The sequence below is a fragment of the Cupriavidus sp. C2SS-8b genome (genome assembly GCF_057073745.1).
This window is the reverse complement of sequence record NZ_CP172717.1, coordinates 116945-130104: the sequence shown is the minus strand read 5'-3', so window position 1 is coordinate 130104 and position 13160 is coordinate 116945. Positions and strand designations below refer to the sequence as shown.

The following is a 13160-nucleotide window of genomic DNA, read 5'->3' as shown; positions in this document are numbered from 1 at the left end:
GCGCGCAGCGTCGCGCTTGCCATGCTGATGGCCGCCACGGTGGCCGTCGCAGCGGAGCCGGCGCCGGCGCGGCGCGCGGAACTTGAGCGGCTGCTGCGCGACGACTGCGGCGCGTGCCATGGCATGACGCTGCAGGGTGGGCTCGGCACGCCGCTGACCGCCGATGCGCTCGCGGGCAAGCCACGCGAGGGCCTGGTGGCCACCGTGCTGCAGGGCCGGCCCGGCACCGCCATGCCGCCCTGGCAACCTTTCATGACGCAGGACGAAGCCTTATGGCTGATCGAACGATTGCAGGCCGGACAAGCGCCGGCCGTTTCAGGCAGGTAGCCCGCACTGCCAGGCAGGCACTTGAGCGCCTTCTGCCAGGTTTCCTGGCCGCCGCGCTCGCCGCAGGCTGCGCGACGCCGCTACGCGGCACCGGCGATCTCGGCGTCATCATCGAACGCGCCGCCGGACGCATGCAGGTGGTTGAAAGCACTGGCATGACGCAACTCGCGACTGTGGATGGCCTGGGCGACCTGTCGCACGCCAGCGTGGTGTTCTCGCGCGACGGCCGTTTCGCCTATGTCTTCGGGCGCGATGGCGGCTTGTCGCGCGTGGACCTGCTGCAGGCGCGCGTGACAAACCGCGTCATGCAGGCGGGCAACAGCATCGGCGGCGCCATCACGCAGGATGGTCGCGTGATCGCCGCGCAGAACTATGCGCCTGGTGGCATCCGGCTGTTCGACGCGGCAACCCTGGAACCGCTTGCCGACATTCCTGCCATTGGCGCGGACGGCAAGCACTCCAAGGTCGTGGGCCTGGCCGACCTGCCAGGGCGACGGCTGGCAGCCAGCCTGTTCGAATCAGGCGAGATCTGGATCATCGACGTCAACGACCCGCGCCAGCCGCAAGTCACGCGCCTGCGCGCGGGCCGCGAGCCGTACGACGGCCTGGTCACGCCGGATGGCCGCTGGTACCTGGCTGGCCTGTTCGGTGAAGACGGGCTGTCGCTGGTGGACCTGTGGCAGTCCCCGCCCACGGCGCAGCGCGTTCTCTCCGGCTATGGACGCGGCACCGCGCCGCTGCCGGTCTACAAGATGCCGCACCTGCGCGGCTGGGCCATGGCGCAAGGCATGGCATGGCTGCCGGCGATAGGACGGCACGAGGTCCTGGTCGCCGACCCGGCACGCGGCTGGAGCGAAGCCGCGCGGGTCGGGCTGGCCGGCCAGCCGGTCTTTGTCATGGCGCGGCCCGATGGCCGCCAGGTCTGGGTCAACTTTGCGTTCCCGCACAACGACACCGTGCAGATCATCGACACGGCGACGCGGCAGGTGGTGCGCACCATGCGCCCGTGCCGCGGCGTGCTGCACATGGAATTCACGCCCAAGGGAGAAGCCGTGTGGCTGTCCTGCCGCGACGACAACCGCGTGGAGGTCTACGACACCACCACCTTCGCGCGCCTGGCCACGCTGCCCGCCGACAACCCAAGCGGCATCTTCTTTACCGTGCGCGCCCAGCGCTTCGGCATGTAACCCGCACAGGATCGCCATGTACGACGAAGCCCTGCTCTATGACCGGCTCCAGCGCGACCTGCCGCTGCACCCGCGCCCGTACCGCAAGCTGGCTGGTGAACTCGGATTGTGCGAACACGACCTGCTGAGCCTGCTCGCGCGGGACCTTGGCGCCGGGCGCATCAGCCGCATCGGCGCGGTGTTCGCGCCCAATGTCATCGGCGTCAGCACGCTTGGCGCGCTGGCGGTGGAACCGGCACAGCTCGACCGCGTCGCCGCGTGCGTCAGCACCTGCAGCGCGGTCAGCCACAACTACGCGCGCAGAGGACATCGCCACAACCTGTGGTTCGTGGCGGGCGCACGAGATCGCTACGCGCTCGATGGCGTGCTGGCGGACATCGCCGAGAAAACCGGCCTGACGCCGCTCGATCTGCCGATGGAGCGCGAGTACCACATCGACCTCGGCTTTTCGCTACGGGAAGGCCGTGCGCGCCGTCCGCGCCGCGCCGTGAAGGCGCCTGCGCCGGTCCAGCCCGATGCCGACGACTGGCGCCTGATCGCCGAACTGGAAGCGGGGCTGCCGCTCGCGCCGCAGCCGTTCCACACGCTGGCCCTGCGTTCGCGCATTCCGCTCGACCGCATCCTCGAACGGCTGGCGCAGTGGAGCGAAAGCGGCGTCATCCGCAGGCTCGGCGTGGTCCTGCATCATGGGCGCTTCGGCTACCGGCACAACGCCATGTGCGTCTGGGACGTGCCGGAAAGCCGTGCCGATGCGCTCGGCCTCCGGCTGGCTCGCATGCCCGGCGTAACGCTGTGCTACCGCCGCGCACGCAGCCTGCCGGAGTGGCCCTACAACCTGTTCGCCATGATCCACGCACGCGACGCGCAGACCATGCGGACCACGCTCGGGCATGTCGAAGAACAGGTCGGACTGGCGCAGATGCGCAGCGCGGTACTGGTCGGCACGCACTGCTACAAGCAGCGCAACACGCGCTATGCGCTGCAACAGGAGCCCTCATGAGCTTCGTCCCCGATGCGCTCGACCGCCGCATCATCAACAGGCTGCAGCGCGGCCTTGCCTTGACGCCCCGGCCTTATGCCGATGCGGCGCTGGCCCTGGACATCGACGAGACAACCTTGCTCGCACGCCTGCGGGCCCTGCTGGACGCCGGCGTGCTGACGCGCTTCGGCCCTCTGTTCCAGATCGAACGTGCCGGCGGCCGCTTCGTGCTTTGCGCATGCCATGCGCCGGATGACCGGCTGGAAGCCGTGATCGCCGCCATCAACGCCCACCCCGAGGTCGCGCACAACTATGCGCGCACGCACTACCTGAACCTGTGGTTCGTGCTGGCGGTGCGCCGCCCGGAAGACGTGGAGCCCGCGCTGCAACGCATCAGCCACGATGCGGGCGTGGAGATCCTGCCGTTCCCGAAAGAGCGCGAGTACTTCGTCAACCTCTACCTGCCGGCCTGAACTGCCATGACGCTGCCTGCCCACGATGCCATCGATCTCGCACTGATCCGCGCCACGCAGGACGGCCTGCCGCTCGTCAACGCGCCCTATGCCGCTGTAGCTGGCCAACTTGGCATCACTGAGGACGAAGTCATTGCGCGCCTTGGCGCCATGCAGGCGAGCGGCGCGCTGCGCCGCATCGCGGCCGTGCCCAACCACTATGCGCTGGGCTGGCATGCCAACGGCATGACGGTCTGGGACGTGGATGACGCATGCATCGACGTGCTCGGCGAACGGATCGGCACGCTGCCTTTCGTCAGCCATTGCTACCGCCGTCCGCGTCGGCTGCCGCGATGGCCATACAACCTGTTCGCCATGGTGCATGCCCATACGCGCGAGGAAGCCATGCCGCTGGTGGCCCGGATTGGCGCCGTGCTCGGCACCGCCTGCCGCGCCCACGACGTACTGTGGTCCACGCGCATTCTCAAGAAAACCGGCCTGCGGCTGCCGCCGGCCAATACAGAGTTATAGGGAGTCAGCATGTTCCGCCTGTCCCGATTCATGGAAGCGCTGCGCGATGGCGGCCCAGTGCCCGCGTCGCGCAAGCCGGCCGGCCCGGTCGTTATCTGGAACCTGATCCGGCGCTGCAACCTCAACTGCAAGCACTGCTATTCGACCTCGGCCGACACCGACTTCAAAGGCGAACTAAGTACGGCCGAAGCGCTGGACGTACTGGATCAACTCAAGGCTGTACGCGTACCGGCCCTGATCCTGTCCGGCGGCGAGCCACTGCTGCGCCCGGACCTATACACCATCGGGGCCCGGGCACGCGAGCTGGGCTTCCACCTGTCCCTGTCATCGAACGGAACGCTGCTCAATGCCGGCCACGCCGCGCGGCTGGCCGCCTGCGGCTTCGACTATGTCGGCGTCAGCCTCGACGGCCTGCCGGCCACGCATGACCGCTTCCGCCGCTGCGACGATGCGTTCCAGCAGGCGCTCGGCGGCCTGCGCACGGCGCGCAATGCAGGGCTGCGCGTGGGGGTGCGCATGACGCTGACGGAGCAGAACGCGAGCGAATTGCCTGCCCTGGTGGCACTGGCCGAAAGCGAAGGCATCGACAAGTTCTACCTGTCCCACTTCAACTACGCGGGGCGCGGACGCAGCCACCGCGCCGACGACGCGCGGCATGCCGCCACGCGTACCGCGCTCGACTGGCTCTTCGACCACGTGTGGGAACGCGCGCGGCAAGGCCACGCGGGTGACTTCGTCACCGGCAACAACGATGCCGACGGCGTCTACCTGCTGCACTGGATCGCGCGGCGCGAGCCGCACCGGCTGGCCGACATGCGCGCCCGGCTGATCAACTGGGGCGGCAATGCGACGGGTGTCGGCGTCGCCAATATCGACAATCTCGGCAACGTTCATCCCGACACGATGTGGTGGCACGTCACGCTCGGCAATGTGCGCGAGCGCACGTTCGGCGACATCTGGACCGACCGCAGCGATCCGCTGATGGCGGGCCTGGCCGCGTCGCCGCGACCGCTGCAGGGACGCTGCGCGGCCTGCGCGCAGGTTGGCATCTGCAACGGCAATACGCGTGTGCGCGCGGCGGCGATCACCGGAAACCCATGGGCCGCGGACCCCGGTTGCTACCTGACCGATGAGGAGCTTGCCTGTCCGCTTGGCGCGGAGGTGGCTGCATGAACCGGCTATCGCGATGGCTTGCGTCGGCCCTGCTGGCTGCCCTGTTCCAGACAGCGGCCTACGGCGCCGAGGACGTGGCCGGCCCGGCCACGCTGTATCGCCAGCATTGCGCCGCCTGCCATGGCGCTGACCGCCTTGGCGCAATGGGCCCCGCGCTGTTGCCCGAGAGCCTGGAGCGGCTGCGTCCCGCCGAGCTGGTCGCCGTACTGCGCGAAGGCCGGCCGGCAACGCAGATGCAAGGCTTCGCAGGCGAACTCGACGACGCCCAGCTGGCTGGCCTGGCGGACTGGCTGCGCACCACCCCGGCAACCTTGCCGAGGTGGACCGACGCGGAGATTCGCGGCAGCCATATCGTGACTCACGCATCGGGCAGCCTCCCCGCCAAGCCCGTCTTTCGCGCCGATCCCGCCAACCTCTTTCTGGTCGTCGAGGCCGGCAGCCACCATATCAGCGTGCTCGACGGTGATCGCCTGGAGCCGATCCACCGCTTCCGCACGCGCTTTGCGCTGCATGGCGGCCCGAAGTTCAGCCAGGATGGCCGCTATGTCTTCATGGCGAGCCGCGACGGCTGGGTCAGCAAGTACGACCTCTGGAACCTGACGTTCACGGCGGAAATCCGCGTCGGCCTGAACACGCGCAACGTGGCGGTCAGCGACGATGGCAAGTGGGTGCTGGCCGGCAACACCCTGCCGCAGACGCTGGTGCTGCTGCGCGCCGATGACCTGTCGATGGCGAAGGTGATCGACGTGCGGGGGCGCGACGGTCAGGGCTCGCGCGTATCCGCCGTCTACGATGCGGCACCGCGACACAGCTTCATCGTGGCGCTCAAGGACATTCCCGAAGTCTGGGAGATCCCGTATGCCGGCATGGCAAACAGCACGACTCCGGAGCCCAGGAGGATCGCGCTGGAAGACGTGCTCGACGACTTCTACTTCGACCAGTCATACCAGCACATCCTCGGCGCATCGCGCGATGGCGGCGGACAGGTGGTCGATCTCAAGCTCGGCCGCAAGGTCGGGGACCTGGCCTTGTCCGGCATGCCGCATCTGGGCAGCGGCATCACGTGGATGCGCGACGGCCATGAGGTCATGGCCTCGCCCAACCTCAAGCAGGGCCGCATCAGCGTGATCGACATGCAAAGCTGGCAGACCATCGCCACGGTGCCGACCAACGGCCCGGGCTTCTTCCTGCGCAGCCACGAGAACACGCCCTACGCATGGGCCGATGCGATGATGAGCCCGAAGCGCGACACGCTGCAGCTGATCGACAAGCAGACGCTCGTCGTGGTGGCCAGCGTCACGCCGAGCCCGGGCCGCACGGCCGCGCATGTGGAGTTCACGCGCGACGGCCGCTACGCGCTGGTCAGCCTGATGGAGCGCGATGGCGCCATCGTGGTGTACGACGCGCGCACGCTGCGCGAAGTCAAGCGCCTGCCCATGAACAAGCCTATCGGCAAGTACAACGTGTTCAACAAGACCACGCGCTCGTCCGGCACCAGCCATTAGGCGGTAGCCCTGCGCAAAGAAAGGACTCGTGATGAACCTCCCCCTCAAGCCCGGCAAGGTATGGCTGGTCGGCGTCGGCCCCGGCAGCCCGGACCTGATCACCGTGCGCGCGGCGCGCGTGCTCGCGCAAGCGCAGGTCTGGCTGGTCGATGACCTGGTGTCGCCGGAAATGGCGTGCCATGCCAGTCCCGGCACGCATGTCGAATGGGTCGGCAAGCGCGGCGGGCGCTGCTCGGTCAGCCAGGAACGCATCCAGCAGCTCACGCTGATGCACGCGCTGGCAGGCAAGGAAGTCGCGCGCATCAAGGGCGGCGATCCGCTGATGTTCGGGCGCGGCGGCGAGGAATCGGCATTCCTGCGCGCGCATGGCGTGCCGGTCGAGGTCGTCAACGGCATCAGCAGCGGACAGGCGGCTGCACAGGCGCTGGGCGTGGCGCTGACGCATCGCGCGCATTGCCACGGCGTGAGCTTCGTCACCGCGCATACCAGCGACCACGGCAGCCCCGACTGGCGCGCATTGGCCGCTAGCGGCACCACGCTGGTGATCTACATGGGCATGAGCCGGCTGGCGGCGATCCGCGATGCGCTGCTTGCTGCGGACATGCGCCCCGACATGCCCGCCGCCGTGGTCATGCATGCCGGCGGAACCGGGCAACAGTGCTGGACTGGCACGCTTGCCACGCTCGGCCAGGCGCTCGATGAGCGGTTGGCCAGCCCCGCGGTGATCATGATCGGCGCGGTGCTGGCCGATGCGCAGGGCCTCGCGCCCCTACCCGAGGCGCCAGCGCCTCAGTACGGCAATCCGACGTAGTTCTCGGCCAGCGCCTTGCGCGCTGCTTCGGAGCCGACCAGGAAATCGAGTTCGGCCTGCTGGATGCGCGACGAGAACGCGTCGGCATCCGGGAAGCGGTGCAACAGCGATGTCATCCACCACGAGAAGCGCTCCGCCTTCCAGATGCGGCGCAGGCACTTCTCCGAATAGCCGTCGAGTTCACGCGGATCATCCCGCCGATAGCGCGCGGCCAGCGCATCGGACAAATACAGCACGTCGCTCGCGGCGAGGTTCAGGCCCTTGGCGCCGGTCGGCGGCACGATATGCGCGGCGTCGCCGGCCAGGAACAGGCGACCGAAGCGCAGCGGCTCGCACACAAAACTGCGCAGCGGCGCAATGCTCTTCTCGATCGAAGGGCCGGTCACGAGCGATTCAGCGGCTTGCGGGTCCAGGCGGCTGCGCAGTTCCTCCCAGAAGCGCGCGTCGGACCAGTCTTCGGCGCGCTCGGTCGACGGCACCTGCACGTAGTAGCGGCTGCGCGCCTTCGAACGCATGCTGCACAGCGCAAAGCCCCGCTCGTGGCTGGCGTAGATCAGTTCATCGGCGACCGGCGGCGTGTCCGACAGGATGCCGAGCCAGCCAAACGGATAGACGCGCTCGAACAGCTTTGTCGACGCGGCCGGCACGCTCTGCCGGCTCACGCCGTGGAAGCCGTCGCAGCCCGCGATGTAGTCGCACTCGATCTCGTGCGTGGCGCCATCCTTGCGATAGCGCACCAGCGGCCGCGTGCCGTCGAAGCCGTGCAGGCTGACGTTGGCTGCCTCATAGATCGTCGTCGTGCCCTCTGCCTGCCGCGCGGCCATCAGGTCGCGCGTGACTTCGGTCTGGCCGTACACCGTGACCCTGCGCCCGGTCAGCGCGTGCAGGTCGATGCGATGGCGCTCGCCGTTGAACGACAGCTCGATGCCATTGTGCGGCAAGCCTTCTTCATGCAGGCGTGCGGCGACGCCCGCGCGCTCCAGTGCATCGACCGTCACGCTTTCCAGGATGCCGGCGCGGATGCGGCCCAGCACGTAGTCCGGACTGCGCTGCTCCACGATGACGTTGTCGATGCCCGAGCGCGCAAGCAACTGCCCGAGTAAAAGACCGGCGGGGCCGGCGCCGATGATGGCGACCTGGGTGCGCATGGCTTGTCTCCGTATGCGTTGTTCTGATGGAGGAAAGATAGCGGCCGGGCAGGCATTCCGGAATGGACAGACCGAACCAAGAACAGGACAATCCGAACATTGCTGGTAAACACGGATCCGTCGTGAAGCCCGTTCCCACCTATTCGCTATACGGCGCCGGTTCGTCTGAGCCGCTGCTGGACCAGCTGCATTTCGAGTCGATTGCGCAGCGCAGCAAGCTGCACGGCTGGGAGATCCAGCCGCACCGGCATGAGCGCTTCCTGCAAATTCTGTACGTCCATGCGGGTGGCGGGGAAGCCTTGCTGGAAGAGCGGCGCGAGGCGCTGCGCAGCGGCTCGCTGGTCATGGTGCCGCCGCAGCACATTCATGGCTTCGTGTTCCGTTCAGATACCGATGGCATCGTCGTGACCATGACGGACAGCCACCTGCGCACGCTGCTGGCCGGCGTGCCCGATACCCTGGCGCTGTTCGAGCGGCCGCTCCACGAACGGGTGCGGCGCGACGGCGCCCTGGCCGATGCGCTGGCGATATTCCGGAGCGAGATGGAAAGCGTGTCCGCGTGGCGTGGGGCCGCACTGTCAGCGCTGCTGACCGTGGTGCTGATCGGCATTGCGCGGCTGGCCGATGGCTCGGCGCCGGCCGCCGCGCGCAGCAACAGCCGGCCGGCGCGGCATTTCCAGCAGTTCCAGCAATTGCTGGAGTCCGGCTATCGAGAACAGAGGGAGATTGGCGACTACGCTGATGACATCGGCATTACGGCCACGCAGCTCAACCGGATCTGCAGGCAGAAGGCGGGGCAGTCGGCGCTGCAGATGATCCATGCCCGGGTGCTGGCACAGGCGCAGCGCGACCTGCTGTTCAGCGACCTGGAGGTCAAGCACATTGCGCTGTCGCTGGGCTTTGCCGATGCGGCTTACTTCTCGCGCTTCTTCGCGAAGCAGGTCGGGCAGACGCCGACCGGGTTCCGGCAGTCGGGGCGCGCCCGGCTGCCGGCGTTCGCGACGCGATAGCTTCAGGCCTGCGGCCTGCGGTTGGCCTCGTCGATGGCCGCAAAAACTTCCTCGGCCATGTGGAATGCCGAGTTGGCGGCCGGCACGCCGCAGTAGATGGCGGTCTGCAGCAGCACTTCCTTGATCTCGTCGCGCGTCACGCCGTTATTGGCCGCGGCGCGCAGGTGCAGTTTGAGTTCTTCCGAGCGGTTCAGCGCCACCATCATCGCGATGGTCAGCAGGCTGCGCGTGTGTCGCGGCAGGCCTTCCCGGGTCCAGATTTCGCCCCACGCGTAGCGCGTGATCAGGTTCTGGAATTCCTCGTTCACCGGCGTCAGGCGCGCGAGCGAGCGGTCCACGTGAGCGCTGCCGAGCACGTCGCGCCGCACCGACAGGCCGGCCTCATAGCGGGCGTGATCGTCAGTGACCGGCAGGCGGCCCACGATGAAATCGAGCAGCGCGGCGGTAAAGCGGCCCGGCTGCTCGAAGTTGGAGATATGTGCGGCCGGCAGTGCAACGAAGTGCGCATCGGGAATCGCGGCGGTCAGGTCGCGGCCTTCCTGCACCGTGGTGGACGGGTCATGGGTGCCCGCGATCACCAGCACCGGCACGGGGATCGTGCGCACAGCCTCGCGGAAATCGGCATCGCGCACCGCGGCGCAGTTGGCCGCATAGCCACGCGGATCGAGCGCGGCCAGCACGGCGCGCAGCGGGTCCAGCGCGCGGCTGGCGGCCGCGGCAAACTCCGGGGTGAACCAGCGCTCGATCGACGGCTCGACCATGATGCCCATGCCGTCGCGCAGCACGCTGTCGATGCGCGTGTTCCAGCCTTCGGCATTGCCGATCTTCGCGGCGGTGTTGGCCAGCACGATCTTTGGAAAGCGTTCGGGCGCATGCACGCCCAGCCACATGCCGGTCAGGCCGCCCATCGACACACCGCAGAACGCAGCCTGCGCGATACCGAGGGCATCCAGAATGGCGAGCACATCGCCGCCAAGCTGATCCATGGTGAAGGCATCGCCTGGAGCGGTCGAACGTCCGTGGCCGCGCGTGTCATAGCGCACGATGCGGAAGCGTCCGGCCAGCGCATCGGCCTGCGGCTGCCACATGGTGTAGTCCGTGCCGAGCGAATTGGAGAAAACGATGGCCGGCGCATTGTCGGGGCCATCCACCGTGTAGAAGAGCCGGGCACCGGCGTGATCGAGATAGGGCAATGCGATCTCCTGGAATCCTGCGTGAGGTTGTGCCAATCAACCGGCATGGCGCCGGGCAACCGCCGCGTGCCAGGCCTGCACGGTGGCATCGGCAAAGGCCGCGGACTGGCCGGCGTAGTTGGCCGGGTCGGCAAGGCGGTCGAGGGTAGCCTCATCGAGCAGGCCCGCATGGGCGGGATTTTCGCCGAGCGTCCGTGCCAGTGCTTCGCGCAGCGTGGTGCCTTGCGCCACCGCGAGACGCGACGCCCGCTCCACCACATGGTGCGCTTCGAGCCGGCCGATGCGGCCGCCAAGTTCGAGCATAGCCGCTTCGCCGAGGATCAGGCCATGCGTCATGTCGAGATTGGCGCGCATGCGCGCAGTATCCACCTGCAGGCCGGACACCACCTGCCCCATCTGGCGCAGCGCGCCGGCCGCAAGCGTGACGATCTGCGGCAGCGTATCCCACTCGGCCTGCCAGCCGCCCAGCGCGCGCTCGTGTTCCTGCACCATGCCCGACAGCATGGTAGCCACCAGCGGCGGCACGCGTACTGCCGCAGTTAGCACGGCGGCACAGCCAACCGGGTTGCGCTTGTGCGGCATGGTGCTGGAGCCGCCGCGGCCGGGGCCGGTGGGCTCGGCCACTTCGGCGACCTCGGTCTGCATCAGCAGCGAGATATCCCGCGCCATCTTGCCGAGCGTGCCGGTGAGCACGCCAAGCGCGGTGGCCACCTCGACCAGGCGGTCACGGTGCGCGTGCCATGGCAACGCGGGTATATCAAGCTTCAGTTCGTTCGCCAGCGCGCGGGCCACGGCCGGCGCGGACTGGCCCAGGCTCGCGAGCGTGCCGGCCGCGCCGCCGAACTGCAGCACTTTGACCTGGACGCTAGCGGCATCGACGCGCCGCAGGTCGCGACGCAGCGCATCGAGCCAGCCCGCCGCCTTCAGGCCAAACGTGGTCGGCAAGGCGTGTTGCAGCCAGGTGCGGCCGACCATGGGCGTGTCGCGATGCGACGTGGCCAGCGCGGCGCAGCCATTGCCCAGCGCCAGCAGGTCCGCCTGCAGGTGCGGCATCGCCTCGCCAAGCTGAAGCACGAGCGCGGTATCGATGATGTCCTGGCTGGTGGCGCCCCAGTGGACGAAGCGCGCTGCCTCGGCATCGCGGGCCGCGACGGCGGCGGTGAGTTGCTTGACGAACGGAATGGCCAGGTTGCCGGCGGCAACCGCCGCTTGCGCGAGGGCATCGAGGTCTATGACCGAGACGTCTGTGCAGACTTCGGAAATGACCGTCGCGGCGGAAACGGGAATGACATTGCAGCGCGACTCGGCGCGGGCCAGCGCGGCTTCGACGGCGAGCATGCCGCGCACGGCGCCGGTATCGGAGAAGATCTCCAGCACGGCCGGGCTGCCGAACATGGGATCGGTAAGGCGGGACGAGCTTGGCATGGGGGCGTAGTGGATGTGCCGTCACGACGTTGGCGACGGCACGATTATGCGCGAAGCGTCAGATGTCGAAAAACACCGTCTCGCCCCGTCCCTGCAGCACCACATCCCAACGCAGCGCGCCATTGCCCTGCGCAGCGGCAATCAGCGTGCCGCGCCGCTCGGCCGGCACCAGTGCCAGCACGCCGTCGGCAGCATTGGCGGCAGCCTCATCCGGAAAGTAGACCCGCGTGGCCACGTGCTTGACCAGGCCGCGCATGAACACCGACACCATGATGTGCGGCGCCTGCGGCGTGCCGTCCGCGCCGGGCACCATGCCCGGCTTCACGGTGACGAAGCGGAACGAGCCATCCTCGGCCGTCGGCACGCGGCCGAAGCCGGTGAAGCCGGCGACCAGCGGCAGTTCGCGCGTGTCTTCGGCATGGCGGTAGCGGCCGGCCGGGTTGGCCTGCCAGATCTCGACCATGCCGTCCGGCACGGGCGCGCCGGTGCCGTCGATGACGCGGCCTTCGATGACGATGCGCTGGCCGGCAAGTTCCGGCGCGTCAGCGGTGAGGTCGGCACAGTTCAGGCCGGTCAGGCCGATATGCAGGTAAGGGCCGACAGTCTGCGAAGCGGTGGCGTACAGCATGCTCTTACTCCATCGGCGTGGCATCGCGGCCACGCAGCACGATATCGAAACGGTAGCCCAGCGCGTATTCCGGCTGCGTGGTCTCCCAGTCAAAGGTGGCGATCAGGCGTTCGCGCGCCTTCTCGTCGGGCACGCAGTTGTAGATCGGGTCGTACGGCAGCAGCGGGTCGCCGGGGAAGTACATCTGCGTGACCAGGCGCGTCGCGTAGGCGTTGCCGAACAGCGAGAAGTGGATATGCTGCGGCCGCCAGGCGTTGTGGTGGTTGCGCCAGGGATAGGCACCGGGCTTGATGGTCTTGAACTGGTAGCGGCCGTTGGCGTCGGTCACCATGCGGCCTTCGCCGGAGAAGTGCGGATCGAGCGGTGCATCGTGCTGGTCGCGCTTGTGCGTGTAGCGGCCCGCCGCATTGGCCTGCCACACCTCGATCAGCGCATTCGGCACCGGGCGGCCGTTCTCGTCCAGCACGCGGCCCGTGACCAGGATGCGCTCGCCAAGCGGCTCGCCACCATTGCCGATGGTCAGGTCGTTGTCGCCGGCACGCACGAATTCGGTGCCGAACGTGGGACCTGTGACTTCCGACAGCGACTGCGGAATCCGCACCAGCGGCTGCGTGGGCGACCGCAGCACGGTCGAGGCATAGGGATCGAAACGGTATTCAGGCTGGGTGTCCCAATAGGGACGACGGTACTGGGCGAGGCGGGGCATGCTTCGTCTCCGTGTTTTAGCGGTGGAATGACTTTAGGTGACACACAAAGTCATGTAAATTGAGTTATTGCCTGATTACGATGAA

Annotated in this window: 14 protein-coding genes; 9 read left to right on the top strand and 5 right to left on the bottom strand. The window is 68.1% G+C overall.

Features of this window, described 5'->3' with window-relative positions; genetic code table 11:
- Window positions 1–27: 27 nt before the first annotated feature.
- From ACIGJB_RS17565 to cobA, 8 genes are read left to right on the top strand one after another with little or no spacing between them, the layout of a single operon-like run.
- Window positions 28–327 carry a c-type cytochrome gene (locus ACIGJB_RS17565; RefSeq protein ID WP_483734708.1) on the top strand — a complete coding sequence of 100 codons (300 nt, stop codon included), beginning with the start codon at window positions 28–30 and terminating at the stop codon, window positions 325–327.
- Window positions 273–1514, top strand: a complete 1242-nt coding sequence (locus ACIGJB_RS17560) for a cytochrome D1 domain-containing protein (RefSeq protein WP_483733589.1) — start codon at window positions 273–275, stop codon at window positions 1512–1514. Before ACIGJB_RS17565 ends, ACIGJB_RS17560 begins: the two co-directional genes overlap by 55 nt.
- 16 nt (window positions 1515–1530) lie before the next feature.
- Window positions 1531–2514, top strand: a complete 984-nt coding sequence (gene ahbB, locus ACIGJB_RS17555) for a siroheme decarboxylase subunit beta (RefSeq protein ID WP_483733588.1) — start codon at window positions 1531–1533, stop codon at window positions 2512–2514.
- On the top strand, window positions 2511–2966 hold the full coding sequence (locus ACIGJB_RS17550) for an Lrp/AsnC family transcriptional regulator (protein WP_483733587.1): 456 nt from the start codon (window positions 2511–2513) through the stop codon (window positions 2964–2966). The genes ahbB (ACIGJB_RS17555) and ACIGJB_RS17550 overlap by 4 nt, the downstream gene beginning before the upstream one ends.
- 6 nt (window positions 2967–2972) lie before the next feature.
- Entirely contained in the window at window positions 2973–3476 is a 504-nt protein-coding gene (ahbB, locus tag ACIGJB_RS17545) for a siroheme decarboxylase subunit beta (RefSeq protein WP_483733586.1), read from the top strand.
- 9 nt (window positions 3477–3485) lie between these two features.
- Window positions 3486–4649, top strand: a complete 1164-nt coding sequence (gene nirJ, locus ACIGJB_RS17540) for a heme d1 biosynthesis radical SAM protein NirJ (RefSeq protein WP_483733585.1) — start codon at window positions 3486–3488, stop codon at window positions 4647–4649.
- Window positions 4646–6154, top strand: a complete 1509-nt coding sequence (locus tag ACIGJB_RS17535) for a cytochrome D1 domain-containing protein (protein WP_483733584.1) — start codon at window positions 4646–4648, stop codon at window positions 6152–6154. Before nirJ ends, ACIGJB_RS17535 begins: the two co-directional genes overlap by 4 nt.
- 31 nt (window positions 6155–6185) lie before the next feature.
- Complete coding sequence (cobA, locus tag ACIGJB_RS17530; RefSeq protein ID WP_483733583.1) at window positions 6186–6965, top strand: uroporphyrinogen-III C-methyltransferase; 780 nt, start codon at window positions 6186–6188, stop codon at window positions 6963–6965.
- On the opposite strand, the gene pobA is transcribed toward cobA, so the two are convergent.
- Window positions 6944–8113, bottom strand: coding sequence for a 4-hydroxybenzoate 3-monooxygenase (gene pobA / locus ACIGJB_RS17525; RefSeq protein ID WP_483733582.1), 1170 nt, complete (start codon window positions 8111–8113; stop codon window positions 6944–6946). The two genes, cobA and pobA, sit on opposite strands and share 22 nt — an antisense overlap.
- Window positions 8114–8235: 122 nt before the next feature.
- Between pobA and ACIGJB_RS17520 the strand changes: the two genes are divergently transcribed.
- Window positions 8236–9123, top strand: coding sequence for a helix-turn-helix domain-containing protein (locus ACIGJB_RS17520; protein ID WP_483733581.1), 888 nt, complete (start codon window positions 8236–8238; stop codon window positions 9121–9123).
- A 2-nt stretch (window positions 9124–9125) separates the two neighbouring features.
- Here the strand turns inward: ACIGJB_RS17520 and pcaDC are convergent, their stop codons facing one another.
- The 4 genes from pcaDC to pcaH are packed head-to-tail and all read right to left on the bottom strand — an operon-like array spanning window position 9126 to window position 13075.
- Complete coding sequence (gene pcaDC, locus ACIGJB_RS17515) at window positions 9126–10316, bottom strand: bifunctional 3-oxoadipate enol-lactonase/4-carboxymuconolactone decarboxylase PcaDC (RefSeq protein ID WP_483733580.1); 1191 nt, start codon at window positions 10314–10316, stop codon at window positions 9126–9128.
- Window positions 10317–10352: 36 nt separating this feature from the next.
- Window positions 10353–11741 (bottom strand): 3-carboxy-cis,cis-muconate cycloisomerase, encoded by a 1389-nt coding sequence (locus tag ACIGJB_RS17510; protein ID WP_483733579.1) that lies wholly within the window; start codon window positions 11739–11741, stop codon window positions 10353–10355.
- A 58-nt stretch (window positions 11742–11799) separates the two neighbouring features.
- Window positions 11800–12369: a protocatechuate 3,4-dioxygenase subunit alpha gene (pcaG, locus tag ACIGJB_RS17505; RefSeq protein WP_483733578.1), complete on the bottom strand. Its 570-nt coding sequence runs from the start codon at window positions 12367–12369 to the stop codon at window positions 11800–11802.
- A 4-nt stretch (window positions 12370–12373) separates the two neighbouring features.
- Window positions 12374–13075: a protocatechuate 3,4-dioxygenase subunit beta gene (pcaH, locus tag ACIGJB_RS17500; protein ID WP_483733577.1), complete on the bottom strand. Its 702-nt coding sequence runs from the start codon at window positions 13073–13075 to the stop codon at window positions 12374–12376.
- Window positions 13076–13160 lie beyond the last annotated feature (85 nt).

Bases quoted from the DNA above. Each gene is read 5' to 3' on its own strand.
- pcaG (WP_483733578.1), bottom strand. From the start codon at position 12,369: ATGCTGTACGCCACCGCTTCGCAGACTGTCGGCCCTTACCTGCATATC.
- pobA (WP_483733582.1), bottom strand. From the start codon at position 8,113: ATGCGCACCCAGGTCGCCATCATCGGCGCCGGCCCCGCCGGTCTTTTA.
- nirJ (WP_483733585.1), top strand. From the start codon at position 3,486: ATGTTCCGCCTGTCCCGATTCATGGAAGCGCTGCGCGATGGCGGCCCA.
- cobA (WP_483733583.1), top strand. From the start codon at position 6,186: ATGAACCTCCCCCTCAAGCCCGGCAAGGTATGGCTGGTCGGCGTCGGC.
- ACIGJB_RS17510 (WP_483733579.1), bottom strand. From the start codon at position 11,741: ATGCCAAGCTCGTCCCGCCTTACCGATCCCATGTTCGGCAGCCCGGCC.
- pcaH (WP_483733577.1), bottom strand. From the start codon at position 13,075: ATGCCCCGCCTCGCCCAGTACCGTCGTCCCTATTGGGACACCCAGCCT.
- ACIGJB_RS17535 (WP_483733584.1), top strand. From the start codon at position 4,646: ATGAACCGGCTATCGCGATGGCTTGCGTCGGCCCTGCTGGCTGCCCTG.
- ACIGJB_RS17560 (WP_483733589.1), top strand. From the start codon at position 273: ATGGCTGATCGAACGATTGCAGGCCGGACAAGCGCCGGCCGTTTCAGG.
- ahbB (WP_483733586.1), top strand. From the start codon at position 2,973: ATGACGCTGCCTGCCCACGATGCCATCGATCTCGCACTGATCCGCGCC.
- ACIGJB_RS17565 (WP_483734708.1), top strand. From the start codon at position 28: ATGGCCGCCACGGTGGCCGTCGCAGCGGAGCCGGCGCCGGCGCGGCGC.
- ACIGJB_RS17550 (WP_483733587.1), top strand. From the start codon at position 2,511: ATGAGCTTCGTCCCCGATGCGCTCGACCGCCGCATCATCAACAGGCTG.
- ahbB (WP_483733588.1), top strand. From the start codon at position 1,531: ATGTACGACGAAGCCCTGCTCTATGACCGGCTCCAGCGCGACCTGCCG.